The sequence below is a fragment of the Sphingomonas sp. SORGH_AS_0950 genome, from assembly GCF_030818415.1.
Classification (GTDB): domain Bacteria; phylum Pseudomonadota; class Alphaproteobacteria; order Sphingomonadales; family Sphingomonadaceae; genus Sphingomonas.
This window is the reverse complement of record NZ_JAUTAE010000001.1, coordinates 2,940,071-2,966,980: the sequence shown is the minus strand read 5'-3', so window position 1 is coordinate 2,966,980 and position 26,910 is coordinate 2,940,071. Positions and strand designations below refer to the sequence as shown.

The 26,910-nt window shown below is 68.6% G+C and carries 26 protein-coding genes; 8 read left to right on the top strand and 18 right to left on the bottom strand.

The annotated features are described in order from the left end of the window. Window positions 1-29: 29 nt before the first annotated feature. The 4 genes from QE385_RS13295 to QE385_RS13280 all read right to left on the bottom strand — a co-directional run bounded on the left by QE385_RS13295 (window position 30) and on the right by QE385_RS13280 (window position 3,377). On the bottom strand, window positions 30-959 hold the full coding sequence (locus tag QE385_RS13295; protein ID WP_307102588.1) for a bifunctional riboflavin kinase/FAD synthetase: 930 nt from the start codon (window positions 957-959) through the stop codon (window positions 30-32). Window positions 960-992: 33 nt separating this feature from the next. Further along, window positions 993-1,991, bottom strand: a complete 999-nt coding sequence (locus QE385_RS13290; RefSeq protein ID WP_307102586.1) for a diguanylate cyclase domain-containing protein — start codon at window positions 1,989-1,991, stop codon at window positions 993-995. 124 nt (window positions 1,992-2,115) lie between these two features. Further along, window positions 2,116-2,586, bottom strand: a complete 471-nt coding sequence (locus QE385_RS13285; protein WP_307102584.1) for a dihydrofolate reductase — start codon at window positions 2,584-2,586, stop codon at window positions 2,116-2,118. Then, the gene (locus QE385_RS13280) at window positions 2,583-3,377 is read right to left on the bottom strand and encodes a thymidylate synthase (RefSeq protein ID WP_307102582.1); all 795 of its coding nucleotides are present in this window, start codon (window positions 3,375-3,377) and stop codon (window positions 2,583-2,585) included. Before QE385_RS13280 ends, QE385_RS13285 begins: the two co-directional genes overlap by 4 nt. A 96-nt stretch (window positions 3,378-3,473) precedes the next feature. Here QE385_RS13280 and QE385_RS13275 point away from each other — a divergent pair, with 96 nt between their 5' ends. Next, the gene (locus QE385_RS13275) at window positions 3,474-3,866 is read left to right on the top strand and encodes a JAB domain-containing protein (RefSeq protein ID WP_307102581.1); all 393 of its coding nucleotides are present in this window, start codon (window positions 3,474-3,476) and stop codon (window positions 3,864-3,866) included. A 24-nt stretch (window positions 3,867-3,890) separates the two neighbouring features. Here the strand turns inward: QE385_RS13275 and QE385_RS13270 are convergent, their stop codons facing one another. The 9 genes from QE385_RS13270 to QE385_RS13230 form a co-directional block, all read right to left on the bottom strand. Next, a complete protein-coding gene (locus QE385_RS13270) occupies window positions 3,891-4,637 on the bottom strand; it encodes a TorF family putative porin (RefSeq protein WP_307102579.1) in 747 nt (248 codons plus the stop codon). Window positions 4,638-4,639: 2 nt separating this feature from the next. Next, complete coding sequence (locus tag QE385_RS13265; protein WP_307102577.1) at window positions 4,640-5,086, bottom strand: hypothetical protein; 447 nt, start codon at window positions 5,084-5,086, stop codon at window positions 4,640-4,642. 137 nt (window positions 5,087-5,223) lie between these two features. Next, window positions 5,224-5,970 carry a class I SAM-dependent methyltransferase gene (locus QE385_RS13260; RefSeq protein ID WP_307102576.1) on the bottom strand — a complete coding sequence of 249 codons (747 nt, stop codon included), beginning with the start codon at window positions 5,968-5,970 and terminating at the stop codon, window positions 5,224-5,226. A 1-nt stretch (window position 5,971) separates the two neighbouring features. Next, the gene (gene prfB, locus QE385_RS13255; protein ID WP_307102574.1) at window positions 5,972-7,099 is read right to left on the bottom strand and encodes a peptide chain release factor 2; all 1,128 of its coding nucleotides are present in this window, start codon (window positions 7,097-7,099) and stop codon (window positions 5,972-5,974) included. A 66-nt stretch (window positions 7,100-7,165) separates the two neighbouring features. After that, complete coding sequence (locus QE385_RS13250; RefSeq protein WP_307102572.1) at window positions 7,166-9,661, bottom strand: penicillin-binding protein 1A; 2,496 nt, start codon at window positions 9,659-9,661, stop codon at window positions 7,166-7,168. A gap of 65 nt (window positions 9,662-9,726) precedes the next feature. Further along, entirely contained in the window at window positions 9,727-10,701 is a 975-nt protein-coding gene (locus QE385_RS13245; RefSeq protein ID WP_307102570.1) for a rhodanese-related sulfurtransferase, read from the bottom strand. Window positions 10,702-10,764: 63 nt separating this feature from the next. Continuing rightward, window positions 10,765-11,154 (bottom strand): hypothetical protein, encoded by a 390-nt coding sequence (locus QE385_RS13240; RefSeq protein ID WP_307102568.1) that lies wholly within the window; start codon window positions 11,152-11,154, stop codon window positions 10,765-10,767. Between the two features lie 12 nt (window positions 11,155-11,166). After that, window positions 11,167-11,595 (bottom strand): hypothetical protein, encoded by a 429-nt coding sequence (locus tag QE385_RS13235; protein ID WP_307102565.1) that lies wholly within the window; start codon window positions 11,593-11,595, stop codon window positions 11,167-11,169. A gap of 70 nt (window positions 11,596-11,665) precedes the next feature. After that, window positions 11,666-12,901, bottom strand: a complete 1,236-nt coding sequence (locus QE385_RS13230) for an N-acetylmuramoyl-L-alanine amidase (RefSeq protein ID WP_307102563.1) — start codon at window positions 12,899-12,901, stop codon at window positions 11,666-11,668. A gap of 486 nt (window positions 12,902-13,387) precedes the next feature. On the opposite strand from QE385_RS13230, the gene QE385_RS13225 reads away from it, so the two are divergent. Then, window positions 13,388-16,042, top strand: a complete 2,655-nt coding sequence (locus QE385_RS13225) for a ribonuclease E/G (RefSeq protein ID WP_307102561.1) — start codon at window positions 13,388-13,390, stop codon at window positions 16,040-16,042. A gap of 307 nt (window positions 16,043-16,349) precedes the next feature. On the opposite strand, the gene QE385_RS13220 is transcribed toward QE385_RS13225, so the two are convergent. After that, window positions 16,350-16,757: a hypothetical protein gene (locus tag QE385_RS13220; RefSeq protein ID WP_307102559.1), complete on the bottom strand. Its 408-nt coding sequence runs from the start codon at window positions 16,755-16,757 to the stop codon at window positions 16,350-16,352. A gap of 116 nt (window positions 16,758-16,873) precedes the next feature. On the opposite strand from QE385_RS13220, the gene QE385_RS13215 reads away from it, so the two are divergent. The 4 genes from QE385_RS13215 to QE385_RS13200 are packed head-to-tail and all read left to right on the top strand — an operon-like array spanning window position 16,874 to window position 20,664. Then, window positions 16,874-18,223, top strand: a complete 1,350-nt coding sequence (locus QE385_RS13215) for a M48 family metalloprotease (RefSeq protein WP_307102557.1) — start codon at window positions 16,874-16,876, stop codon at window positions 18,221-18,223. Beyond that, window positions 18,220-18,927 carry a DsbA family protein gene (locus QE385_RS13210; RefSeq protein ID WP_307102555.1) on the top strand — a complete coding sequence of 236 codons (708 nt, stop codon included), beginning with the start codon at window positions 18,220-18,222 and terminating at the stop codon, window positions 18,925-18,927. The genes QE385_RS13215 and QE385_RS13210 overlap by 4 nt, the downstream gene beginning before the upstream one ends. A 46-nt stretch (window positions 18,928-18,973) precedes the next feature. Continuing rightward, window positions 18,974-19,906 (top strand): ABC transporter ATP-binding protein, encoded by a 933-nt coding sequence (locus QE385_RS13205; protein ID WP_307102553.1) that lies wholly within the window; start codon window positions 18,974-18,976, stop codon window positions 19,904-19,906. Further along, complete coding sequence (locus tag QE385_RS13200) at window positions 19,903-20,664, top strand: ABC transporter permease (RefSeq protein WP_307102552.1); 762 nt, start codon at window positions 19,903-19,905, stop codon at window positions 20,662-20,664. Before QE385_RS13205 ends, QE385_RS13200 begins: the two co-directional genes overlap by 4 nt. Window positions 20,665-20,711: 47 nt before the next feature. On the opposite strand, the gene QE385_RS13195 is transcribed toward QE385_RS13200, so the two are convergent. Together QE385_RS13195 and glpX are read right to left on the bottom strand one after the other, a co-directional pair. Continuing rightward, window positions 20,712-21,437, bottom strand: a complete 726-nt coding sequence (locus QE385_RS13195; RefSeq protein WP_307102550.1) for a CPBP family intramembrane glutamic endopeptidase — start codon at window positions 21,435-21,437, stop codon at window positions 20,712-20,714. Between the two features lie 186 nt (window positions 21,438-21,623). Further along, window positions 21,624-22,595, bottom strand: a complete 972-nt coding sequence (glpX, locus tag QE385_RS13190) for a class II fructose-bisphosphatase (RefSeq protein ID WP_307102549.1) — start codon at window positions 22,593-22,595, stop codon at window positions 21,624-21,626. Between the two features lie 121 nt (window positions 22,596-22,716). Here glpX and QE385_RS13185 point away from each other — a divergent pair, with 121 nt between their 5' ends. Next, window positions 22,717-23,487: an ABC transporter ATP-binding protein gene (locus tag QE385_RS13185; RefSeq protein ID WP_373424669.1), complete on the top strand. Its 771-nt coding sequence runs from the start codon at window positions 22,717-22,719 to the stop codon at window positions 23,485-23,487. Further along, window positions 23,484-25,025: a glycine betaine ABC transporter substrate-binding protein gene (locus QE385_RS13180; RefSeq protein WP_307102544.1), complete on the top strand. Its 1,542-nt coding sequence runs from the start codon at window positions 23,484-23,486 to the stop codon at window positions 25,023-25,025. Before QE385_RS13185 ends, QE385_RS13180 begins: the two co-directional genes overlap by 4 nt. Before the next feature lie 347 nt (window positions 25,026-25,372). Here the strand turns inward: QE385_RS13180 and dapD are convergent, their stop codons facing one another. Continuing rightward, window positions 25,373-26,200: a 2,3,4,5-tetrahydropyridine-2,6-dicarboxylate N-succinyltransferase gene (gene dapD / locus QE385_RS13175; protein WP_307102542.1), complete on the bottom strand. Its 828-nt coding sequence runs from the start codon at window positions 26,198-26,200 to the stop codon at window positions 25,373-25,375. A gap of 2 nt (window positions 26,201-26,202) precedes the next feature. Continuing rightward, complete coding sequence (locus QE385_RS13170) at window positions 26,203-26,865, bottom strand: pyrimidine 5'-nucleotidase (RefSeq protein WP_307102540.1); 663 nt, start codon at window positions 26,863-26,865, stop codon at window positions 26,203-26,205. Window positions 26,866-26,910 lie beyond the last annotated feature (45 nt).

The following is a 26,910-nucleotide window of genomic DNA, read 5'->3' as shown; positions in this document are numbered from 1 at the left end:
ACGACTTTAGGTTAACACGTCATGCCGGATTATGCACGGGCGAGAATGTCGCGCGCGCGGGCGCAATCGCCGTCCATCTGCGCGATCAGCGCGTCGAGCGTGTCGAACTTGGCCTCGGGCCGCAGATAGTCGATCAGGGCGACCGACAGGGTCCGCCCGTACAGATCGCCCGCAAAGTCGAAGAAATGCGGCTCCAGCAATTCCTTGGGCGGGTCGAAGCTGGGCCGGATGCCCAGATTGGCCGCACCGTCCAGCACCCGCCCGTCGTCCAGCGTCCCGCGCACCGCATAGATGCCGTAAGCCGGGCGCAGATAATGCCCCATGTCGAGATTGGCGGTGGGATAGCCGATGGTGCGGCCCAGCTTGTCGCCATGCTGGACCATCCCCTCTATCGCGAACGGCCGGGTCAGCAGCCGGGCCGCCTCGCGCGGGTTTCCGGCGATCAGCGCGGCGCGGATCCGGCTCGACGAGACCGGTTCGCCGTCCAGCGTCACCGGCGCGACCGTCTCGGCCGAGAAGCCCTGCCGCCGCCCCCATTCGCGCAGGGTCGCGACCGTGCCGCTGCGCCCCCGGCCGAAGGTGAAGTCCTCGCCGGTCACGACGCCGCCGACCCGCAGCGCGCCCAGCAGCCGCTGCTCGACGAATTCCTGCGCGCTGAGGGACGCCAGCGCGGTGTCGAAGCCGAACACGACCATCGCATCCACCCCGGCCTCGGCGAACAACCGCTCGCGCTGGTCGAGCGTGGTCAGGCGGAACGGCGCGGCGTCGGGCTTGAACAGGCGAATCGGATGCGGATCGAAGGTCGCGACCAGCGCCGGACGCCCCTCGGCGCGCGCGCGCGCAACCGCGGCCCCGATCACCGCCTGGTGGCCGAGATGAAATCCGTCGAAATTGCCCAGCGCGACGATCCCGCCGGCCAGATGGGCCGGAACGGGGCTCACGCCATCAAGACGCTGCATGGGCGCGCGCTATAACAGGCCCGCGCGAATTGGCTAGGCGCGCGACACGACGCGATTGCCCTGCCCCGCGCTGGCCACGGCGCGAAAGGCCTCGGCCCGGTCGAGCACCTCCGGCAGCTCCGCGCCCTGCCCCATGGCGACGCCCGCCGACAGGGTAACGACCCCGATCGGCTCGCCCGATCCGCGCAGCCGCAGCGTGCGCGCCAGCATCGCCCCGCGCGCCTCCTCCATCATCATCGCCAGATGCGACAGCGGGCGGCCGCGCAACAGCAGGACGAACAGATTGTCCTGCCAGCGGATGATGTCGGCACCGACACAGCTCTGGCGCAGCGTCGCGACGAAGGCGCGCACGACATTGTCCGCCACCGACCGGCCATATCGCGCCTCGATCGCGTCCAGATCGTCCAGCCCGCAGCTCGCCAGGACATAGCCATGCGCAAGGTCGGGCAGCTCCGCGATCATCTGGCGCGCGCCGGTCGGGGTCATCACGCCGGTCAGCGGGTCGACATCCTCGTTGCGCGGCACCGTGTCGATCCGGTCGCGCAGCGCCGCGATATGGCCCGACAGCTCGGCCAGCTCGCGCTCGGTCTTCGCGATACGCGCGATCAGCTGTTCGAGCAGACCGGCCACGTCGCCCGCGCTCCTCGCCTCCGCATCCCGGTCCACGCCGGACAGCGCGGCCATGTCGCTGGTGAAGTCGCGGGCGATCTGCCGCGCGTCGGTGGTCAGCGACTCGAGCCGTTCGGCCTGGACGCCCAGGTCGCGCTGCCAGGCCTCATGGCTGTGCCCCGCCTCCTCGTGCACGCGCAGCAGCGGGCGGAGCGAATCGACATCGTCGGGCGTGAGGCGGACGCCGCCATCGGTCCGCCGCGCGACCTCGCGGCCCAGCACGCTGCCGGGATGGCGCAGGGCGTGAAGCGCCACCGCATGGCTGTCGGGCGTATGCGCCAGCCGGTGCGCCTCCAGGAACAGCATGGCCTCCCGCTCGGCATCCCATCGTTCCTCCGCCTGCCGCTGCGCTTCCCAGATCATGCGATCTTGCCCGTCCGATAGGATCATCGCGCCTCATGATCGACGCGCCCGCCCGTCATAGAAGGCTTTGCGGCACTTGCCGATGCCCATCGCGCAACGGGCAGCGGAAATCCCGGTCAGCCGATCATCGTCTCACCAGTGAGACAAAGGCATAAGCGGGACGCCCCTCTTCGGCCGGATGCGTCTCGCGCCGGGTCTCATGCCATCCGGTAAAGGCCGGGACCACCGCATCGCCCTCGGGCTCCGCGTCGATCTCGGTCAGTTCGATCCGGTCGGCGCGGGGCAGGAAGAGCGCGAAGATCTCCGCGCCGCCGATCACAGCGACATCGCCCGATCCCGCCAGCGCCAAGGCGGACTCGACGTCATGCGCGACCTCGGCCCCTTCTGCGCTCCAGTGCGGATCGCGGGTCAGGACGATGTGCCGCCGTCGGGGCAAGGGCGCCGGAAAGCTCTCGAAGGTCTTGCGGCCCATGATCATCGGCTTGCCGATGGTCTGCGCCTTGAAATGCTTCAGGTCGGCGGGGAGGTGCCAGGGGAGCCCACCGTCGCGCCCGATCACGCCGTTGCGCGCCCGCGCCAGCACGAAGACGATCATATCGCCACCGCCGCCTTGATATGCGGCTGTGCGACATAATCGTGCAGGACGAAATCCTCGGGCTCATAGCCGTCGATCGCATCGGGCTTGCGCACGATCTCCAGCCGGGGCAGCGCGCCGGGCTCGCGGCCCAGCTGGGTGCGCGCCTGGTCCAGATGGTTCAGGTACAGATGGCAGTCGCCGCCGGTCCAGATGAACTCGCCCACCTCCAGATCGCATTGCTGCGCCAGCATATGGGTCAGCAGCGCATAGGAGGCGATGTTGAACGGCACGCCCAGGAAGATGTCCGCCGAGCGCTGATAGAGTTGCAGCGACAGCCGCCCGTTCGCGACATGCGTCTGGAACAGGCAATGGCAGGGCGCCAGCGCCATGGCGTGCAGGTCGCCGGGGTTCCAGGCGGACACGATCTGGCGGCGCGAGGCGGGCTGGGTGCGGATCTGTTCCACCAGCTCGGCGATCTGGTCGATATGGCGGCCGTCCGCCGTCGCCCAGTCGCGCCACTGCTTGCCATAGACGGGACCGAGATCGCCCTGCGCATCGGCCCATTCGTCCCAGATGCTGACCTTTCGCTCCTGAAGCCAGCGGACATTGGTGTCGCCGCGCAGGAACCACAAAAGCTCGACGATGATCGAGCGCAGGTGGAGCTTCTTGGTGGTCAGGGCGGGAAAGCCCTGGGCCAGATCGAATCGCATCTGATGGCCGAACACCGACAGGGTGCCGGTGCCGGTCCGGTCCATCTGTTGCACGCCGTGGGTCAGAACCCGGTCCATGAGGTCGAGATATTGCCGCATGGCCCGGGCCTAGCGCCGCGCACGCTCCGCGCCAAGCGCGACCGGAACGGTGCGGGCTGAAGATGCTTTCGACGCCGGGGTGAAGCAGGGCCGGGAATGCCCGCCCTTCTTCGCCCTCCCTTGCGAATCCGCACGCGCCAGGATGCGTGTCGGCTGTTCGCGGGGCTGGACCGGACCGGCGGCGAGGCCCTGGGGATCGCCTTTCTGGGTTCGGAACGGACCTTGTTGGGATTGCGCCATGTCGCGGGCCATGCCGATTCGGTCGGCGTACCCCTGGCGCGGGTGGCGCGCGACGCGATCCTGCTGGCGGCGAAGGCGGTGGTGATGGCGCACAACCACCCGGACGGCGATCCCCGCCCCAGCGCCGCCGACCTGACGCTGACCCGGCGGCTGGCGCAAGGGCTGGCGGCGCTGGACGTGAAGCTGCTCGACCATCTGATCCTGTCGCGGGGCGCGGTGGTCAGCCTGCGCGATCAGGGGATGCTATGAGGGCCGATCGGCATCGCGATCCGTTCAGAAGGAGAATCGCACGCGCCCGACCAGCCGGTCGCCCGAATGCCGCGCATCGGCCAGCGGGAAGGCCGATGCCGCCCGCTCCGACACGTCGGTCCCCACATAATCCAGCCCCAGCGTCACCGGCCCCGCGACATGCTCCACGCCGATCCGCCAGTCGCTATAGTCGCCGCCGGGCCGCAGCCGGGCGGCGCGCGCGGCATTGTCGGTCTGGCCGGTCGAATGGCCGACCCCGGCCAGCACGGTCCAGGGGGTGCCCGGCACACCCGCCTGCGCACCCGCATGGAGATAGAGATTGTCGCCGCCGATCGCGTCCTGCGACGGGGCGTAATCCGCGCCGGCGTCCAGCTGGACCGGCCCCAGCGTATAGGAGGCGGCACCGCCCAGTTCGACATAATCGGCGTCGAAGCCCGCGCCGCCGAACAGATGCCCCGTCACCCGGCCGCGCAGCGTCACCGGCCCGACCAGCGTGCTGGCACCGAGCGTCAGGTCGCCGACCAGGCCCGCGCCGCCATGGCGATCCGATTCGCGCAACGCCACGATCCGGCCGCTCGCCTCCAGCGCGCCACGGGTCGCGAAGATGTCGGCGGAGGGCGACACCCGCCCCCCGCTCCAGCTCAGGCCACGGCGATTCTCGTCGCTGTCCAGCTCGACCCCGATGGCGGGGCGATCCTGCGCGGTGGCGGGATGCGCCGCGACGATCGGGGCGAGCATCGACGCCGCCGCCCACAGGGCCTTGTGCGTCATGGTCATCCGGCGCGCGTCTCGGCATGGAGACGATCCATCTCGGCGCGCAGCGTGGGATGATCCTCCTGCGCCACCGCCTGGACATGATCGCGCACCGCGTCCTGGCGCTGCGCCACCTCGCGCGCGATCGCCGCGCGCTGGGTGCTGCACCAGCCCGGACGGCTGCCCTCGATCACGCCGTCACGCGCCGCGCTGCGGCTCAGGGTCGTGCCGGTGGTCGCCCGCGCCTCGCGATGGACGGTCACATTGGCGCTCCACAGGCACCGCAGCGTCGAGGGGCGGCCGCCGGTGGCGACCGCGCCGATCTGTTTATGGGTCACGCCGACATCGGCGCTGTAACGGACCGCGACCGGCCCGGAATGATGGTCCAGCTGCATCCGGTGCTCGATCGCTCCATCGGATGCGGCGGCGGTGCCGAGCACCAGCCCGGCGATCAACAACATGGTCATGGTCTTCTCCTTGGCGTGCCCCGGCCCATGCTGGCCGGTGGCGTATCGGCCCCGTGCGGGACCGATGACCGATCAATACATGACAAATATGTCATGTTCCAAGTCTGTCGGCGCAATGATGACGTAAGGGCCCCGGCTCAGTTGCCCGGCATCCGACAGGGCCGGATCGTGTCGGGTTCGGGGCGCGGCCCGGTCGCGCGGAACGTGGCCAGATAACCGCCCGCCGAGGGCATGTTCTCGATCGAGACCTGGGTGAAGCCGACCGCCTCGAACTCGCATTTCAACAGTTCGGGCGGGGTCCCGTGCGCGCGGGTGCGGCGATTGGCGTCGACCACCACGACCAGCCCGTCGGGCTTCAGCGCGGGGAACAGCCGCCAGAGGAACTCATAGGGCTGGTCGATCTCGTGATACATATGGACCATCAGCACCCGGTCGAAGCTGTTCGGCGGCAGCTTGGGATCGGCGGGCTCGCCCAGCCGGACGCTGACATTGTCCAGCCGCTCGCGCGCGACGCGGTCGGCCAGCCGGTCGCGCCAGGCCGCGACGATGTCCTCGGCCAGCACCCGCCCCTGCTTGCCGACGCGCTGCGCCAGGCGGACGGTGTAATAGCCCTCGCCCGCGCCGATATCGGCGACGGTCATGCCGGGGCGGATCTTGGCGCGGTCCATCACCTGGTCCGCCTCGCGCAGCCGATCCCGCGCATCCTCGCTCGACCAGCGCGCCGACACCACGTCGGCGACCGGGCGGTCCGCCGCCGGAAAGGGTCCGGGCTTGTCCTCGTCGCGCTGGATCAGCGGCTTGGAGCCGTCGCACGCCGCCACCGCGCCCCCCAGCGCGATGACGAGTGCCGCCGCCAGGATCGATCCCGCCCCCTGGATACGCATCTTAGTCGACATCCTCCACCGCGACCGCCTCGCCGGTCACGCGCTGCGACAGCGCCGCCGCCATGAACGAGTCGAGATCGCCGTCCAGCACGTCGCCGGGCGCGGTCGAGGTGACGCCGGTCCGCAGATCCTTCACCAGCTGATAGGGCTGGAGGACATAGGAGCGGATCTGGTGGCCCCAGCCGATATCGGTCTTGGTCGCGTTCTGCGCATTGGCCGCCGCCTCGCGCTCGGCCAGTTCGCGCTCGTACAGGCGGGCGCGGAGCTGGTTATAGGCCTCGGCCTTGTTCTTGTGCTGCGACCGCTGGTTCTGGCACTGCACCACGATGCCGGTCGGCAGGTGGGTGATGCGGACCGCCGAGTCGGTGGTGTTAATGTGCTGACCACCCGCGCCCGATGCGCGGTAGGTGTCGATGCGCAGCTCGCTCTCGTTGATCTCGACCTCGATATTGTCGTCGATCACCGGATAGACCCAGACGCTCGAAAAGCTGGTGTGGCGGCGCGCGGCGGAGTCGTACGGGCTGATCCGCACCAGCCGGTGCACGCCCGACTCGGTCTTGGCATAGCCATAGGCGTTCTCGCCCTTGACCAGCAGCGTCGCCGACTTGATCCCGGCCTGCTCGCCCGCATGGAAGTCGATCAGCTCGACCTTCATGCCGTGCCGCTCGGCCCAGCGCGTGTACATGCGCTGGAGCATCCCGGCCCAGTCCTGGCTCTCGGTGCCGCCCGCGCCCGCGTTGATTTCCAGATAGGTGTCGTTGGCGTCGGCTTCCCCGGCCAGCAGCGCCTTGACCTTGTCGGCCTCGGCCCGCTTGGCAAGCTCGCCCAGGCTGGTGACGGCTTCCTTCTCCAGCTCCTCGTCGCCCTCCATCTCGGCCAGCTCGATCAGCTCGACCGTGCCCGACAGCTCGTTCTCGATGGCGCGGGTGGCGGTGATCGCCTCGTCCAGGCGACGACGCTCGCGCATCACGGCCTGGGCCTGCTTGGGGTCGTTCCACAGCGCCTGATCCTCGACGCGCGCGTTCAGCTCGTCCAGGCGGCGCAGCGCGCGGTCCCAGTCGAGGAAGCGGCGCAGCAGCTCCAGGGCATCCTTGATCGTGTCGACATGAGCCTGCGCTTCAGCGCGCATGAAAATTCTCCGAATCGGTCGTGCGGCCGTCCGAACGGGGACGGCAAAACGAATATGGGAAGCGGGCTAGTAGATTCCGCCTTCTCTTTGCAAGAAATCGCTGTCGCGGGGCGCCGCCGGAGTGGCGGGGCCGGTCGGCGTCGCGGGGGCCTCGGTCGCGGGCCCTGCGCGGCGCGCGCGGCGGCGCGGCTCGCTCTCGGGCTTGAACGCCTCCCAGATCACCGAAGGCTTGGGATCGTCGCCGGTCGGGAAGGTGCCATAGACCGGCCGTCCGCTCGCCCGGTCGATCCGCACCATGCGGATGCCCGGCGGCGCGCGGAAGGGCAGCTTGTCCAGCCCCTCATAGGCCTTTTCGGCGAATTCGCGGAAGATCGGCACCGCGACCGTCCCGCCCTGCGCATAGCCGCCCAGCGAACGCGGATGGTCATAGCCAATATAGAGGCCGCCGACGAATTGCGGCGTGCCGCCGACGAACCAGACATCGGTCGGGCCGTTATTGGTGCCGGTCTTGCCGAACATCGGACGGTCGAGGTCGCGCAGGCCGGTCGCGGTGCCGCGCTGGATCACGCCCTCGGTGATGTGGACCATCTGATAGGCGGTCATCGCGTCGAGCACCTGCCGCTGGTGCGAAACCGGGCGGGGCATCGGCTTGCCGTCATAATCGGCCATGTTGCAACGGTCGCAGGCGCGCCAATTCTCCGGCCAGATGACCTTGCCATGCCGGTCCTGGACGAAGTCGATCAGCGAGGGATCGCCGCCGCGCCCGTTATTGGCCAGGATCGCATAGGCGTTGACCATCTGCCCCACCGTCGTCTCGCCCGCGCCCAGCGCATAGGCCAGATAGGGCGGGAAGTCGCCGATCCCCATCTGCTTGATGGTGGCGACGACATTCTTCATGCCCACGGTCGCGGCGGTGCGCACCGTCATCAGGTTGCGCGACTGCTCGATGCCCCAGCGCATGGTGTGCGGCCCGGCGCCCGCCGAATTGCCGAAGTTGCGGAAGCATTTCGTGCCCAGATTGGCGCCCTGGTCGACGCAGAACGGCCCGTCGACGATGATCGAGGCGGGCGTCATGCCATGGTCGAGCGCGGCGGAATAGACGATCGGCTTGATCGTCGAGCCCGGCTGGCGCTGCGCCTGGGTGGCGCGGTTGAACGCCTGGAGCCGCGCGTCGAAGCCGCCCTGCATCGCCAGCACCCGGCCGCTGGCGGGTTCCTCGACCACGAAGCCGCCCGAGATTCGCGGGATCGAGCGCAGGCCGAACACGCCGCCTTCGGGCGCGACCGCGACGATGTCGCCGACCTTCAGCGCGCTGAACGCGGTCGCCGCCGTGCCCCGGCGCGGCATCTGCGCCAGGCTGCGCGGCAGCGTGCCGGTGCGGCCATTGGCGAAGCCGATCGTCGCCTCGCTGCCGCCCTTGCCGGTCACGATCCCGGCGCGCCAGTCGCGATAGTCGAGCGCGATATTGGTGTTGAGCAGCACCTGTTGCCAATTGCTGTCGTCGATCGTCTCGTGCCGGATCGGCCCGGACCAGCCGCGCCCGCCCTCGAACCGGACCAGCCCGTCGCGCAGCGCCTGGGTCGCCAGATCCTGGAGCCGCGTGTCGAGCGAGGTGCGCACCCACAACCCGCCGTCATAGACGCTGTGCGGTCCGCTCTTGGCGTTCTCGCCGAACTGCTTGATCAGCTGGCGGCGGACCTCCTCGACGAAATAGCCGCCGACCTGCGCATATTTGGGCGTGCGGCGCAGCACCGTGCCCAGCGGCTCGGCCATGGCGGCGTCATATTGCGCGCGGGTGATGAAATTGTTGCGCAGCATCTCGCCCAAGACATAGCCACGCCGCTCCAGCGCGCGGTCGGGATGGCGGATGGGATCGTAATTGGACGGCCCCTTGGGCAGCACCGCCAGATAGGCCATCTGGCCGAGCGTCAGCTCGTTGAGTTCCTTGTCGAAATAGGCATGCGACGCCGCCTCGACGCCAAAGGCGTTCCGCCCCAGCGCGATCTGGTTGAGATACAGCTCCAGGATCTGCGGCTTGGTCAGCGCGTTCTCGATCTTGTACGCCAGGATCGCCTCGCGCACCTTGCGCGTCGGGGAATAGGCGTTGCCGATCAGCAGGTTCTTGGCGACCTGCTGGGTGATGGTCGAACCGCCGCGCGCACGCCGCCCGGTGCCCCATTTCTGCGCATAGTCGAGCACCGCGCCCGCCAGGCCCGGATAGTCGACGCCGCCATGTTCGAAAAAGGTCTTGTCCTCCGCCGCCAGGAACGCGCGCACGAGCAGCGGCGGATATTCGTTATAGGACAGCTCGACCCGGCGTTCGCGCGCATAGGACTGGATCGGGGTGCCGTCGATGCCGCGGACATGGGTGGGCAGCGGCGGCTCATAGGCCTTGAGCGCATCGACCGAGGGCAGGTCGCGCATGAACAGGAACCAGAACAGGCCCGCGCCGATCACGGCCAGCAGGGCGAGCGCGGCCGACAGCCTCACCCACCAACGGCGCCATGGCGGGCGACGCGGCGTTTCGGGGGCTTCGGACGGATGGGAGAAGGTGACGGCCATGATTTTGCGACGGTCCGTGTAGCAGGTTCGCTCCGGCTTGCCACCTGCCAGCCGTCACACCCGCGTCAGGCGGCGGGCGGCTCGTCGCGATCCGGGCCGAGGGCGGGGTCGCCACCGGCCGAAGGGGCATGGCGCGCGCCGACATGCGCCTGCCCCCGCGCCGCCGCCAGCCGCTCCTGCCGGTGCCGCTCGGCATAGGCGGCCAGCCGGTCGGGGTCGCGGGTGCCGTGGCAGGCGGGGCAGCTGACCCCCTCGACATAGAGCGGCGATGCGCGATCCTCGGGGCTGACCGGCATCCGGCAGCCATGGCATAGCGCATGCGAGCCCTGCGCCAGCCCATGCCCCACCGCCACGCGCGCATCGAAGACGAAGCATTCCCCCTGCCAGCGGCTCTCCTCTTCGGGCACCGTCTCCAGATATTTCAGGATGCCGCCGTCCAGGTGGAAGACATCCTCCACCCCTTCGGCCTTCAAGAAGGCGGTCGCCTTTTCGCAGCGTATCCCGCCGGTGCAGAACATCGCGACCCGGCTCTTGCCCGCCATCAGTTCGTCACGGTGATCGCGGAACCAGGCGGGGAAGTCGCGGAAGCTCTTCGTCTTCGGGTCGACCGCGCCGTCGAAGCTGCCGATCGCGACCTCGTAATCGTTGCGCGTGTCGATCAGCACGGTCTGCGGATCGGCGATCAGCGCGTTCCATTCCGCCCCCGCGACATAGGTCCCGACCTCGCGGGTCGGGTCGATGCCGTCCACGCCCATCGACACGATCTCACGCTTCAGCCGCACCTTCATCCGGTGGAACGGCATCGTCTCGGCGGTCGAGTCCTTATAGTCCAGATCGGCGCAGCCGGGCAGCGTGCGGATATGGTCCAGCACCGCCGCGATCCCGTCATGGCTGCCCGCAATGGTGCCGTTGATCCCCTCGGCCGCCAGCAGCAGCGTGCCGCGAATCCCATTGGCCTCGGCAACGGCGAGCAGCGGTTCGCGCAGCGCGGCGGGATCGGGGAAAGGGGCGAAACGGTAAAGGGCACAGACGCGGATCATCGCCCGCCCCTTACGCCGATCCGGCGATGGGGGCCAGACATGACGCCCCGCACCGCCGCAGCATCACGCCCGCACGGGCAGCGACGCCTCCGCCAGCCACGCCACGGCCTCGTCATGGCTGAGGAAGGTCCGGCAATTGGGGCCGACCAGATAGCGCTCGGTCTGCAACTTGGCGAGGCTGGACCCCGCGACCGCCGCGATCGGGGCGGAGGTCAGCTTCAGCGCCTTGGGCATCATCGCCGCGAGCGCATCGATCACCGGCAGCGGCTGGATGGGCGCCTTGCGCAGATCGGCCAGCGTGCAGAACGTCCCGTGCCGGATCCGGATCGCGGTCCCGCGCGCCAGCAGATCGGCCGAGAACATCGTCGTCACCGCCAGCGACCAGAAGCCGTTGGTCGTGATGTGCAGAATCCGGGCGCGCTCGTCGAACGCGATGTCGTAATAGTCCTTCATCGGTCGCGCCCGTTACGCCACGCGCCGCATCGCCAGCGTACGAAGCGCGGGCAGGATGACCACTTTCTCGAGCACTAGGCGCGCTTCCACCAGACGAACGATTTGCGCCGAAGCCACCTTATAGCCCGGCCAATCCGCCTGCACCGCCGCCGTCGACCACTGTGCGATATGTCCGCTCGACAGCCGCCGCTTGACGGCGAGGTCCCTGTCGAGTTCCGCGATGCGGGCCGCGAAGGCAGCGCCCTGGCCGCGCAGGATCAGCGGATAGATTTCCGTCTGGAGGAATTTGGCGCGCGCGGTGCTGGCGGCAAGCAGGCCGTGCCGGGCGGCGCACAGCGCAGCCAGGTCCAGCACCGGCGACGCGCAGGCGCGGCGATACAGGGCCAGCTGCTCCGTCGTGCGCCGATACTGCCCCTCAAGCTGTTCTACATATTCGGTCATTGGGAAATGACCCTAACCGCAAAAGTTTAACGAGTGTTGCCGGACGGGTTCGCCCCGATCTCCGGCGGGCTCAGCGCGACGCCATCCGCCGTGCGAAATGCACCTCGACCGCCTGGAGCACCGCCTGCGCGATCCGCTTCTGCCCGTCCTTGCTGGCCAGGAACGCGGCGTCCTGCATGTTCGAGATATAGCCCGTCTCGAACAGGATCGAGGGCATGTCGGGCGCCTTGAGCACCATCAGCGACGCCATGCGGTGGAAGACCGGCTTGACCGGGATCAGCGGCTGCGCCTCGCGGCCCAGCAGGCGCGCGAAGCTGGCCGAGGCGTTCATCGTCTCGCGCTGGGTCAGGTCGATCAGGATCGAGGATACGTCGCTATTCCCGCCCAGATCGACGCCCGCGATCACGTCCGCCTTGTTCTCGCGCGCCGCCAGCCGCGCGGCTTCCTTGTCGGAGGCCACGTCGGACAGGGTATAGGCGGTGGCCCCGCGCGCCTCACCCGCGCCCGCGCTGTCGCAATGGATCGAGATGAACAGGTCGGCATGCAGCCGCCGCGCGATATTATAGCGTTCGCGGTGCAGGATATAGCGGTCGTCCTCGCGGGTCAGCGCCGCGCGGACCCGGCCCGACGCCACCAGCGTATCGCGAATCGCCTTGGCGATGGCGAGCGTCACATCCTTTTCGCGCAGCCCCGTCTGCGGATTGATCGCGCCGGGATCGACCCCGCCATGGCCCGCATCGATCACCACCAGCGGGCGGTCGTCGGCGCCCTTGACCCGTGGCAGCGGCAGGGCGCGCGTCGCCGCCGGGACCGGCACCGACAGCGCATAGGTGGGCTTGCGCTGGAAATGGAAGGGGAAGAAGTCGAGCGCGCCAGCGAAGCTCGCCTGGGTATAGCCCTGGCGCACCGGCTTCAGGGTCAGCGACAATTGCCGCCCGTCATCGTCGAAGCCGCCGTCGAAGATCGTCGCATTCTCCGCCAGGTCGAAATCCAGGCGGGTGACGTCGGGCTTGATTCGCCGTTGGGTCAGGCCGCGCACCACCCCTTCGCGCACCGCCAGCGCGTTGGGCGAGGCGCCGGTCACGTCGATCGACACGCGGCGCGGCTCGTCCAGCATGACGCTGCGCGCGCGCTTGACGGGTGTATCGAACCGGATGATCACCTGCGCGCCGCGCACCACGACCTTGCGAATCGTGGCGGCCCACGCACCGGCCGGCGCGAACACCCCCATCAGAAAAGCGATCAGCATCAACACGACGCGGCGTACATGCCGCGCCCGCCGGCCGCTGGTCCAGCGAAAAGCCATCACCCCAAAACCCTTTTCGGCGATCGGTCGATCGACATTCGGGGGTAACGCCGCGCAGCTGTATCCAGCCTTTCCACGCATGGTTAACCGGCAATTCGGCATTTTCTGGCCGGGAGAATCGGCAGTTTTCCGCCTGTTGCGCAAACGTTCCGATGATGCTAGCAATCCGGTGGACCCCGACCCCGATCACCTCTCCCACGATCGGGGCGGGGCCATCCATCAAGGGCCGGGAACGCGAAGGCTTTCGCGCCAGGGCCAACCAGGTTGACGCTCGCATGACGCATATGATCCACCCCGCAGTCCGACCGGCCCATGCCGGCGGGAACGCGGTGTCGTGGATCCGCACCGGCCCCGTTGCCGGCGCTGCGGCTGCGGCCGACACGCATTCCGTTTTTTCCAGCGGACCGGCGCCCCGCGCCGCCGCCCACCTTATTTACCGCGCGCGACGGCTGCCACCGGGCCCGACGCGCGCGTGGAGACTTCATAATGACCACGCGTATGCTGATCGACGCACGCCACCGGGAAGAAACCCGCGTGGCGGTCGTCAAGGGTAACCGGATCGAGGAATTCGACTTCGAGTCGGCCGAGCGCAAGCAGCTCAAGGGCAATATCTACCTCGCCAAGGTGACCCGCGTCGAACCGTCGCTGCAGGCGGCCTTCGTCGATTACGGCGGCAACCGTCACGGCTTCCTGGCCTTTTCGGAAATCCACCCCGACTATTACCAGATCCCCAAGGAAGACCGCGAAGCCCTGCTCCGCGAAGAGGCCGAGCATGCCGCCGAAGAGGCCGCGCTGCGCGCCGAGCTCGACGCCGAGGATGATGAGGATCATGACGGCGAGGATCATGACGATCACGCCGACGACCATCACGACGACGAGGACGGTGAAGAGAATGGCGCCGCCCCGCGCGCGCGCAAGTCGACCGTCAATGACGACCAGGTCGAGGCGCTGCGCCAGCGTCGCCAGAATCTGCGCCGCCGCTACAAGATCCAGGACGTCATCCATCGCCGCCAGGTGCTGCTGGTCCAGATCGTCAAGGAAGAGCGCGGCAACAAGGGCGCGGCGCTGACCACGTACCTGTCGCTGGCGGGTCGTTACTGCGTGCTGATGCCCAACACGAGCCATGGCGGCGGCATCAGCCGGAAGATCTCGAACGCGGCCGACCGCAAGCGCCTGAAGACCATCATGGCCGACATGGCGCTGCCCTCGACCATGGGCTGCATCGTGCGCACCGCCGGGCTCCAGCGGACCAAGACCGAGATCAAGCGCGACTTCGACTATCTGGCGCGCCTGTGGGACGGCATCCGCGAAAAGACGCTGCATTCGTCGGCGCCCGCGCTGATCTATGGCGACAGCGACCTGATCAAGCGCGCGATCCGCGACATCTACAATCGCGAGATCGAGGAAGTGATCGTCGAGGGCGAGGAAGGCTATCGCCAGGCGAAGGACTTCATGCGCCTGCTGATGCCCGCCCATGCCCGCCGGGTGAAGCAATATGCCGACGCCGTGCCGCTGTTCCAGCGCGCGCATGTCGAGGATCAGCTGGCCGCGATGTACAATCCGGTCGTGCAGCTGAAGTCGGGCGGCTATCTGGTCATCAACCCGACCGAGGCGCTGGTGTCGATCGACATCAACTCCGGCCGTTCGACTCGCGAACATAATATCGAGCAGACCGCGACCGCGACCAATCTGGAAGCCGCGCAGGAAATCGCGCGCCAGCTGCGTCTGCGCGACATGGCGGGTCTGGTCGTCATCGACTTCATCGACATGGACAACAACTCCAATGTCCGGAAGGTCGAGAAGGCGATGAAGGAGGCGTTGAAGAACGATCGCGCCCGTATCCAGGTCGGCCGCATCTCGTCCTTCGGGCTGATGGAAATGAGCCGCCAGCGGCTGCGCACCGGCGTGCTCGAGGCCTCGACCCGCCCCTGCCCGCATTGCGAGGGCACCGGCCTGGTCCGCACCGCCTCGTCTTCGGGCCTGTCGGCGCTGCGGCTGATCGAGGACGAGGCCGCGCGCGGTCGCGGCTCGATCCTGACGCTGCGCGCCAGCCAGGAAGCCGCCATCTATGTGCTGAACCGCAAGCGCGCGGACATCGCCGAGATCGAGGATCGCTACGGCGTCACCGTCGAGATCATCCCGGATCGCGAGGAAGAGGGTGCGCGCATGACGGTCGAGGCCTCCGGCCCGCCGCCCGCCTATGCCCCCAAGATCGACACGCTCCTGCCCGTCGAGGAGGATGAGGACGATCTGATCGACGAGATCGAGGAGGAAGAAGAGGACGAGGTCGAGGAGGAGGCCACCGAAGCCGCCGCGCCGCGCGAACCCCGCGAGGAAGGCGAAGGCGGTCGCAAGCGTCGCCGCCGCCGTCGTGGTCGCCGCAACCGTGGCGAGGGCGAGCAGGGCGAAGGTGCCGAGGCGACCGAGGAAGTCGAATCCGATGAGGCCGAGGAAGGCGAGGAGAACGCCGCCGAAGCCGTCGATGCGACCGAGGCCGAGTCCGGCGAACCGCGCGAAGGCGGTCGCCGTCGTCGGGGCCGTCGCGGCCGTCGCGGTGGCCGTCGCCAGGACGGCGGCGCGACCGAGGTTGCGGCCGACGCCGGTGCCGAAACGGTCGCCGAGGGCGATGACGACGCGGCCGAAACGCCGCTGACCATCGAGGAGCCGATCGAGGCGGGCGATGCCGCCCCCGTGACCACCCCGCTGGCGGTGGCCGAGGCCGAGGCGGAAACCGCGCCCAAGACCCGTCGTCGCCCGCGCGCCCGCAAGGCCGCGCCGGTGGTGAGCGAAACGGTCGAGGCGCCGGTGGCCGAAGAGGCTCCGGCGGCGGACGCCCCGGTCGCCGAGGTCGAGGCGGAAGCCCCGGCCAAGCCCAAGCGCACCCGCAAGAAGGCCGCCCCCAAGGCAGCTGCCGAGCCGGTCGTCGAGGAGGCCCCCGCCGCCGAGGCGGAAGCCCCGGCCAAGCCCAAGCGCACCCGCAAGAAGGCCGCCCCCAAGGCAGCCGCCGAGCCGGTCGCCGAGGAAGCCCCGGTCGAGGCCGAAGCCGTGATCGCCGAGGAACCGGCCCCGACCGCCGAGCCGGACACCACCACGGGCGAAACCCCGCGTCGCGGCTGGTGGCAGCGGACCTTCGGCGCCTGATCGCCGAACCCTGAACGCGAAGACGCCCTCCTTCCCCAGCGGAAGGAGGGCGTTTTTGTTGGGGGGGGGGGAACTTGCAAAGATGCCTGTTCTTCCCTCGCCCCTCGCAGAGGGGAGAGGGTTGCGCAGACTTGGTCTTTGCAAAAGCAAAGGCTTAGTCGGAGCTGGGTGAGGGGTGGCGCTCGCGAAGCGAGCGCGCGAGCCTTTGGGCTCGCTGTACCCCTCACCCAAGCTGCGCTAGCCAGCAGGCTGGCAAGCTTCGCTAACCCTCTCCCCTTTCCAGGGGAGAGGGGAAGACGCCCCTGCCCTATCCCCGCGCCGCCAGCCTGCGCGACGCGGCGCATAGCCCCATCCGGCCCGGATTCGTCGGAACCGCCGCCACCATGCCATGGGGCGGGTTCCGGAACCCCAACACATCGTAACGATGCGCGATCCCGCCGCGCTCGACCCAGACCAGCCACAGGTCGCGCACCCGATAGGCGCGCAGGAAGCGGACCCCCGGCGGCGCATCGCGGTGCGCGACGTCGGTGGCATGGAAGGGCTGGCCCGCCTCGGCCACGACACCCCCGGCCGCCGCGTTCATCGCAGCGGCGACGGAGGCGGGCAGGTCGGCGATCCGCCGGATTTCCGCACCGCTGGCCCGAATCCGGCAGGGTGGCAGGCCCTGCCGCACCGTCACCGGCGCGGGTCGTTCGTCGATCGTCATCGCCACCATCCCGTCTCCCCTTTCGTTCGCCCGGCGTTCAGCCATGCGCTGCCAGAGGCTATCCATCGCACCCGCGCCTGCAAAGCCGGTTGTGCGCGGGGCCCGACCCGACGATAGAGGATATCATGAAGCGCCTGATCGCCGCCTTCGCCGCCACCGCCCTGCTCTGGGCCCAGCCGGCCGCCGCGCAATCGATCCTGCGCGATGCGGAGACCGAGACGCTGTTCGCCGACATGTCCGCGCCGCTGATCAAGGCGGCGGGGCTGTCGCCGCGCGACGTGAAGATCGTCCTGATCAACGACGATTCGATCAACGCCTTCGTGGCGGGCGGGCAGATCGTCTATGTCCATTCGGGGCTGATCCAGGCGGCGGACAACGTGAACGAGGTGCAGGGCGTCGTCGCGCACGAGCTGGGCCATATCGCCGACGGCCATGTCGTGCTGGGCGATGCCGCGATGAAGCCCGCCATGGGCATGTACCTGCTCTCGATGGTGCTGGGGCTGGCCGCGATGGCGGCGGGCGGCGGCGAGGCGGGCGCGGGGATCATGGCGGCGGGACAGCAGGCCGCGATGGGCAAGATGCTGGCGTTCAGCCGCACGCAGGAATCCAGCGCCGACGCGGCGGGCGCGCGCTACCTGACCACCGCCGGGATCACCGGCAAGGGGATGCTGAGCTTCTTCAAGAAGTTGCAGAACCAGCAATATCGGTACGGCTACACCAATATCGATCCCTTCGCGCAGACCCACCCGCTATCGGCCGACCGCATCCAGGCGCTCACCGCCGATCTCCAGGCCGCCCCTGCCTGGAACAAGCCGGTCGATGCGAAATTGCAGGAACGCTTCCTGCGGGTGAAGGCCAAGCTGCTGGGCTATGTCGCCACGCCCGAGGCGACGCTGATCAAATATCCGGTCAGCGACCAGTCGGTCTATGCCCATTATGCGCGCGCCTATGCCTATCACAAGGCGGGATACCCCGACAAAGCCGAGGCGGAGGCCGATGCGCTGATCGCGCGCGACCCGCACGATCCCTATTTCGAGGAAATCCAGGGCCAGATCCTGCTCGAATCGGGCAAGCCCGAAGAGTCGCTGGCCCCGCTTCGCGCCGCGACCATGGGGTCGGGGCAGAATGCGCTGATCGCCACGACCTTCGGCCATGCGCTGATCGCGACCGAGGACAAGCGCCATCTGGCCGAGGCGGTGAAGGTGCTGAAGGTCGCGGTGCAGCGCGACGACGACAATCCCTTTGCCTGGATCCAGCTCGGCACCGCTTACGAACAGCTGGGCGACGAGCCGCGCGCCGCGCTCGCCACCGCCGAGCGGGCCAGCATGATGGGCGACACCCGCACCGCCATCCAGAGCGCCCGCTATGCGATGGCCAATCTCACCCCCAATACGTCCGAATGGATTCGGGCGCAGGATATTGCGATGACCTCTGCCGACGCCGCTGCCAGTTCCAAGAAGAAGCGCCGCAAATGAGCATGAAGGCCTTGGCCGCCGTCGCGGTGATCGGCGGCCTGATCGGTGGCGGCGCCGCGATCGGCATCCAGCAACTGGCCGCGCCGCACGGAGCCTCGGGCGAGGCGGTGCGCGCCTATCTGCTCGACCATCCCGAGGTGATTCCGGAGGCGATGCAGCGGCTTCAGGACCGCGAACAGGGCAAGGCGGTGGCGGCGATCGGCGGCGACCTGACCAAGCCCTTCGGCAACGCCTATTCCGGCAATCCCAAGGGCGACGTCACGCTGGTCGAATTCTACGACTATAATTGCGGCTATTGCCGGGCCAGCCTGCCGCTGCTCAAGCAGCTGGTCGAGGCCGATCCGAAACTGCGCATCGTCTATCGCGAGCTGCCGATCCTGGCGCCGTCCAGCCGGGCGGCGGCGCGGATGAGCCTGCTCGCCGCGTCGCAGGGCAAGTTCCAGGCGTTCCACGACGCGCTCTATGCCGGAGGGCCGGTCAGCGACGCGACGATCGCGGCGGCGGCCAGGGCGGCCGGGGTCGACACGACCAAGCTCGCCGCCTTCCAGCCCCAGGCCGATGCCGAGATCGCCCGCAACATGGAGGCGGCGAGTCGCCTGGGCCTGAACGGCACGCCCAGCTGGATCGTCGGCAACCGCGTCCTGTCGGGCGCGCTGCCGATCGAACAATTGCAAAAGGCCATCGCCGACGCGCGAAACGGTTGATAAAGCGGCAGTCTTCCAACGGGGGCCAAATACGGGGGACTGCCGCATGACCGACCCGATCCTGTCCATCCAGGGGGTGACGAAGACCTATAAGAGCGGCGTCACCGCGCTGCATCCGGTCAACCTGACCATCCGGCGCGGCGAGATCTTCGCGCTGCTCGGCCCCAATGGCGCGGGCAAGACCACGCTGATCTCGATCGTCTGCGGCATCGTCACGCCGTCTGCGGGTACGATCCGGGTCGACGGGCATGACGCGCTGCGCGATTACAAGGGCGCGCGGCGGAAAGTCGGGCTGGTGCCGCAGGAATTGTCGGTCGACATGTTCGAGCGGGTCATCGACACGGTGAATTTCAGCCGGGGCCTGTTCGGTCGCGCGCCCAACCCTGCTTATGTCGAGCAGGTGCTCCGCGACCTGTCGCTCTGGGACAAGCGCCATGCCAAGCTGATGGAATTGTCGGGCGGCATGAAGCGCCGGGTGCTGATCGCCAAGGCGCTCGCCCACGAACCCGACCTGCTGTTCCTCGACGAACCCACCGCAGGCGTCGATGTCGAACTGCGCCGCGATATGTGGAAGCTGGTCCACCGCCTGCGGGAACGTGGCGTCACCATCATCCTGACCACCCATTATATCGAGGAGGCCGAGGAGATGGCCGACCGGGTGGGCGTGATCGCCAAGGGCCAGCTTCTTCTGGTCGAGGAAAAGGCCGAGATGATGAAGAAGCTCGGCAAGCGCGAAATGGTGCTGACGCTGGCCGAGCCGATGGCGGCGATCCCCGCCGCGCTGGCGGAATGGGAATTGACGCTGGAGGATGAAGGGCGCCGCCTGCGCTACATCTTTGACGCGCGCGCCGAGCATACCGGCATCCCCTCGCTCCTGCGAATGCTGGGCGAGATGGGGATCGGGTTCGTCGATCTGGAAACCTACAAATCCTCGCTGGAGGATATCTTCGTCGATCTGGTCGAGGGGACGCGCGCATGAACCTGCATGGCATATGGGCGATCTATCGCTTCGAAATGGCGCGGTTCCGGCGGACCGTGTGGACCAGCCTGATGGTGCCGGTCATCACCACGACGCTGTACTTCGTGGTGTTCGGCACCGCGATCGGCTCTGCGATGAATCAGGTTTCGGGCGTGCCTTACGGTGCATTCATCGTGCCGGGGCTGATGCTGCTGTCGATCTTTTCGGAAAGCATCCTGAACGCCAGCCTGGGCATCTACATGCCCAAATTCACCGGGACGATGTACGAGATCCTGTCCGCGCCCTTGTCGCCGATCGAGACGGTGCTGGGCTATGTCGGCGCGGCGGCGAGCAAGTCGATGGTCATCGGGCTGGTGATCCTGGCGACCGCCTATCTGTTCGTCGATCTATCCATTCTGCATCCGGTGGCGATGATCTTTTACCTGTTGCTGGTCGCGACGACCTTCTCGCTGTTCGGCTTCGCGATCGGCATCTGGGCGCGCGGGTTCGAGCAGTTGCAGGTCATCCCGCTGCTGATCGTCACGCCACTGACCTTTCTGGGCGGCGCCTTCTACTCGGTGACGATCCTGCCCGAGCCGTGGCGGACCGTGACGCTGTTCAATCCGGTCGTGTATCTGATCAACGGCTTTCGCTGGACCTTTTTCGGCACGTCGGACGTGGCCCCGACGGTCAGCCTGGGGGTGACGGGGCTGTTCCTGCTGGCGTGCCTGGCGTGGATCGGCTGGATCTTCCGCACCGGCTGGCGGCTGAAGAACTGAGCGCGGCCTGAAACCTGCCTGTTCCCCGGCGAAGGCCGGGGAACAGGTTATCTTTTGAGTGCTCCGCCCAGCAGCGGCGTCACCACCAGGCCGTTCAGGTCGACCAGCGCGTGGACCAGCATCACGACCCACAGGCTGCCGGTCATCAGGTACAGCCCCGTCATCACCGCCCCCAGCGCGGTGGTGGCGAGAATTCCCGCCCAGCCCTGATAGCGGTGCATCGCCCCGAACAGCACCAGCGAGGCGACGAAGCCGATCCAGGCCTGTCCCGTCACCAGCGCAACCAGCAACGGCAGATAGAGGCGGAAGAACGCCTCCTCGCTCACCCCGGCCATGACACTGAGCGCGGCGGCATATTTCAATTCGCGCCGGTCACGCGGCAACAGCGCGGAGACATCGCCCAGCGGCCTGCGCTTCAACACGCGCGCCAGCACCGCCCCCATGGCGAGCCCGCCCACCGCACCGCCCAGCAACAACCCCAACGCCCCGTCGTCGCTGGCAAGGACCGACGGCAGCAGCGCCGATAAGGGTGCGAACTCGCCCGGCATGGTGACCAGCCCCGCCAGCCGCCCGAGCAGCGCCAGCCCGACCGGCACCGGCACGACGAAGACCAGCGCCGCGCGCACCAGCCACAGCCGGAAGCGCATTCGCCGCGAATGACCGTCGTTCAGCGCCTTGAACCGCCGATATTCGCCCAGATCGCCCTTCTGGAACCACCAAACGCCACCCAGCGCGGCGAGCAGCAGCAGGGCGGCTAGAATGGGCGACATCATGACCCTTGCCCTTCCATAGCCGATCGCGCCTCACCCATCCGTTCGCGCTGAGCGAAGTCGAAGCGCACGCCCGGCGTTCGCGGCTTGGCGACGCTTATCCCATGGCCTTCGACTTCGCTCAGGCTGAACGGCGCGGGTGTGAAGGTCACGGCGCTACGTCGTCGGAAAGACGATCAACCTGGCAAATCACAGCCGGTGCTGCCCCTTGACCCAGCGCACCGTGCCCGACGAGGCGCGCATCACCACACTCTCGGTCGTCATCACCTTGGCATGGCGCTTCACCCCCGCCAGCAGCGATCCGTCGGTCACGCCGGTCGCCGCGAAGATGCAGTCGCCCTGCGCCAGTTCGGTCAGGTCATATTGCTTGTCGAGATCGGTCACGCCCCATTTATACGCCCGCGCCCGCTCGGCATCGTTGCGGAACAGCAGCCGCCCCTTGAACTGCCCCCCGACGCAACGCAGCGCGGCGCAGGCCAGCACCCCCTCCGGCGCGCCGCCAGAGCCCATATAGACGTCGATCGTCGTGTCCGGATCGGTGGTCGCGATCACCCCCGCCACGTCGCCGTCACCGATCAGCACCACCCCGCAGCCCAGCGAACGCAGCTCGGCGATCAGCGTCTCGTGACGCGGCCGGTCGAGCACGCAGACCACGATGTCGCCGGGCTTCACCCCCTTGGCCTCGGCGATGGCACGGATATTCTCGCTGGGGCTGCGGTCCAGGTCGATGATGCCCGCCGGATAGCCGGGGCCGACCGCGATCTTGTCCATATAGACGTCGGGCGCGTTGAGCAGATGGCCCTTCTCGGCGATCGCCAGCACCGCCAGGCTGTTGGGCCCCGCCTTGGCGCAGATGGTCGTGCCCTCCAGCGGGTCGAGCGCGATGTCGATCTCCGGACCATGGCCGGTGCCGACCTTCTCGCCGATGAACAGCATCGGGGCCTCGTCGCGCTCGCCCTCGCCGATGACGACGGTGCCGTCCATCTCCAGCTCGTTGAGCGCGGCGCGCATCGCCTCGACCGCCGCCGCGTCCGCCGCCTTCTCGTCCCCGCGCCCGACCAGCGTCGAGGCGGCGATCGCCGCAGCCTCGGTCACGCGGACCATTTCGAAGACGAGGACACGGTCCAGCACATGGCTGGGGGGCTGTGCGATAGTGTTCATGGGGCTCTCCTGACGCGGCACTTGTTGAACATGTTTTACATGCCATACCGCGTCTCGTTCCCCGCGAACAGAGCGAAAGGCGATGGACGGTGGGGCGGAAACGGTCGACCCTGCGTTGGACATGCCGATGCCATCCCCCGCCCCTGCCATGATCGACCTGGCCGATGTCAGCCGCCGCTACGGATCGGTCGCGGCGGTGGACCGGGTTTCGCTGACCGTCGCGCGGGGCAGCTTCGTCGCGCTGGTCGGGGCGTCGGGATCGGGCAAGTCAACGCTGTTGCGGATGATCAACCGGCTGGAGACGCCCGATACGGGCCGCGTCACCATCGACGGAGAGGATGCCGGCGCGCGGCCCGCGCCCGAATGGCGGCGGCGGATCGGCTATGTCTTCCAGCAGCACGGCCTGTTCCCGCACATGACGGTCGCCGCCAATATCGCGATCGGCCTGACGATCGCCGGGCGCGACGTGGGCGACAGAGTGGGCACGCTGCTCGATCTGGTCGACCTGCCGCGCGACGTGGCCCAGCGGATGCCCGACGCGTTGTCGGGCGGCCAGCGCCAGCGGGTCGCGATCGCCCGCGCGCTGGCGACCGAACCGCCGATCCTGCTGCTCGATGAAGCGCTGGGGGCGCTCGATCCCGTCACGCGCGATGCGGTGGCGGGGCGGCTGGTGGAGCTGCACGAGCGACTGGGCCTGACCACGGTGCTGGTGACGCACGACATGGCCGAGGCGCTGCTGACCGCGCGCCGCGTGCTGGTGATGGAGGCGGGCCGGATCGTCGCCGACGCGACACCCGCCGAACTGGTCGCCGGACAAGGCGGCAAAGCGGCACAGGCGCTTATGGCGGTGCCCAGGCGTCAGGCCGATCGGTTGGCGGCGCTCCGGTCATGAGTTCCTTTCTCGACGCCCTCGCCCGCGTCCCCCCGCTCCTGGCGCAGCATGTGCTGGTCAGCATGGCGGCACTGCTGCTCGGCATCCTGATTGCGGTGCCGCTCGCCTTTGCCTGTGCGCGGCGGCCGGGGCTGTCGCGGGTCGCGCTGGGGCTGGCGAGCCTGGTCCAGACCATCCCGGCGCTGGCGCTGCTGGCGCTCTTCTATCCGCTGCTGCTCAGCCTGTCGGGACTGGTCGGCGGTGGCATACCGGCGCTGGGCTTCCTGCCCTCGCTGCTGGCGCTGACGCTCTATGCGCTGCTGCCGATCCTGCGCAACGGGGTGACGGGGCTGGCCGGGCTCGATCCGGCGGTGTTGCAGGCGGCCGATGCGGTGGGGATGACCCGCGCGCAGAAGCTGCGGCTGGTCGAGGCGCCGCTGGTCGCGCCGGTGCTGGCGGCGGGAATCCGGACGGCGGCGGTCTGGACGATTGGCGCGGCGACCCTGTCGACCACGGTCGGCCAGCCCTCGTTGGGCGACATGATCTTTGCCGGGCTCCAGACCCAGGCCTGGGCGCTGGTACTGGCGGGCTGCGTCGCCGCCGCCGCCCTGGCGCTGGGGGTGGACGCGCTGATCGGGGTGATCGAGCGCGGGCTGGCGACGCGGCGGAAGGGGCTGTGGATCGGCGGGCTGGTCGCGCTGGCACTGGGCTGCGCGCTGGCGACGCAGCCGCTATGGCCGCGCGGCTCGCAACAGCGGCGCGAGGTGGTGATCGGCGCGAAGAATTTTTCCGAGCAATATATCCTGGCGCGCCTGATCGGCGACCGGCTGGCCCGTGCCGGCTATGCGGTCAGCTATCGCGACGGGCTGGGCTCGGCGGTGGCGTTCGAGGCGACGGCGGGGGGCCGGGTCGACGTCTATGTCGATTATGCGGGCACGCTGTGGACCACCGCGATGCACCGGCAGGATTCGCCGCCCCGCGCCGCGATGCTGGGCGCGCTCCAGCAATGGGCCGCGACGCGCGACGTGGCGATGCTGGGGCCGCTGGGGTTCGAGAATGCCTATGCCTTTGCGACGAAGGCCCCGGTCGCGCAGCGTCTGGGCGTGCGGTCGCTCGCCGATCTGGCCCGTGTGGCGCCCCGACTGAAGCTGGGCAGCGACCTGGAGTTTCTCGACCGCCCCGAATGGGCGGCGGTGCGCGATGCCTATGGCCTGCGCTTCGCCGGGCAGACGCCGTACAGCCCGACCTTCATGTACCGCGCGCTGGAGAGCGGGCGGGCGGATGTGATCTCCGCTTTCTCTTCGGACGGGCGGATCGCGGCGGACCGGCTGGTGGTGCTGGGCGATCCGAAGCGCGCGATACCGGGTTATGACGCGGTGCTACTGGTCGCTAAGGACCGGGCGGCTGATGCGGCATTCGTGGAGGCGCTGCGGCCGATGCTGAACCGGATTCCGGTCGAGGTGATGCGCGAGGCGAACTACCGGGTCGATCGGGACGACGCGGCGAAGGGAAGCCCGGAGGCTGCGGCGCGGTGGCTGGCGAAGCGGGTCGGTTTGTAATTTGGGTTCACGCGAAGCCGCGATGCCGCGATGCCGCGAAGCAGAGAAGATTGTGTTCGCGCGGAGGCGCGGAGGCTCAGAGGGGTATCGCTTCGGGAGACCGTCGTCTTTTCGCCTCAGGCCGGTGAGGCCGGATGAAGGTTGCCGTCCGGTACGACACCTCTGCGTTCTCCGCGCCTCCGCGCGAAACCCATTCTTCTTCGCGACTTCGCGGCTTCGCGTGAACGATAAGCCCCTCCCGCAGGCGGGAGGGGTTTGGAGAGGACATCGCGTCTCACAGAGACCATCGCCTATGGCCAGGCCCTCCCCCATCCCCTCCCGTAAACGGGAGGGGCGTGCCCAGATCATCAATCCCGCAGCAGATCGTTGATGCTGGTCTTGGAGCGCGTCTGCGCGTCCACGCGCTTGACGATCACCGCGCAGTACAGGCCCGGCTTGCCGTCGACCGACGGGGTCGTGCCCGGCACCACCACCGAATAGGGCGGCACATGGCCGCGGAAGACTTCGCCCGTCTCGCGGTCGATGATCTTGGTCGAAGCGCCCAGATACACGCCCATCGACAGCACCGCGCCCTCGCCGACGCGAACGCCCTCGGCGACTTCGGCGCGCGCGCCGATGAACGCGCCGTCCTCGATGATAACGGGACCCGCCTGGAGCGGCTCGAGCACGCCGCCGATGCCCGCCCCGCCCGACAGGTGGACATTCTTGCCGATCTGCGCGCAGCTGCCCACCGTCGCCCAGGTGTCGACCATCGTGCCCTCACCGACATAGGCGCCGATATTGACGAAGCTGGGCATCAGGATGGCGCCCTTGGCGACATGCGCGCCGCGCCGCACGACCGAACCGGGCACCGCGCGGAAACCGGCGGCGCGGAATTCGGCCTCGGACCAGCCGCTGAACTTCGACGGCACCTTGTCGAACCAGTGGCCCGCACCGGGGCCGTTGTCGATCAGGACGTTGTCGTTGAGGCGGAACGACAGCAGCACCGCCTTTTTCAGCCACTGGTTGACCGTCCAGCCGCCATTCCCGTCGGGCTCGGCCACGCGCGCCTCGCCCCGGTCGAGCAGCGCGAGCGCGCGGTCGACGGCGATCCGCGCCTCGCCTTGCGTGGCGAAACCCAGCTCAGCCCGGTTTTCCCAGGCGGCATCGATGGTGGCGGCCAGTTCGTGAGCCATCGTCAGTCCTCCAAAATGCTCGTCAGCCACGGCGTCAGCGCGTGGACGGTATAGTCGATATGGTCGCGGGCGGCCTCGGGCCCCTGTTCGGAGCCGTTGTCGACCCACACGGTCGTCATCCCGATCGCCTTGGCGGGGATCAGGTTGCGCGCCATGTCCTCGAAGAAGATGGCGCGGGTCGGATCGATGTCGAACGCCGCGCACAGCCCCGCATAGGCGGAGGGCTGCGGCTTGGGGACCAGGCCCATGGCGGTGATGTCGTGCACCGCCTCGAAATGCTCGCCCAGCCCCAGCCGGTCGAGGACCTTCAGCGCATAGGGCTTGTCGCCATTGGTGAAGACCAGCTTGCGCCCCGGCAGCTTCGCCAGCGCGGCGGCGAGCGGCGCGTCCTGTTCCAGCACGTCCATCTCGATATCATGGACATAGGCCAGGAAGGCGGCGGGATCGACGTCATGCTCGGCCATCAGCCCGGCCAGCGTGGTGCCGTGCGCGTGGAAATATTCCTTCTGCACGCGGAACGCCTCGGCGGGGTCCAGGCCCAGCAGCTCGCCGACGAACGCGGTCATCCGTCGGTCGATATGCGCGAACAGATTGGCGCTCGCCGGATACAGCGTATTGTCCAGATCGAAGATCCACGCGTCGATATGGGCAAGGGCGGGCAGCATGGTCGGGCGTGTAGGCGGGCCGTCGCCTCGCCGCAAGCCGCCGGG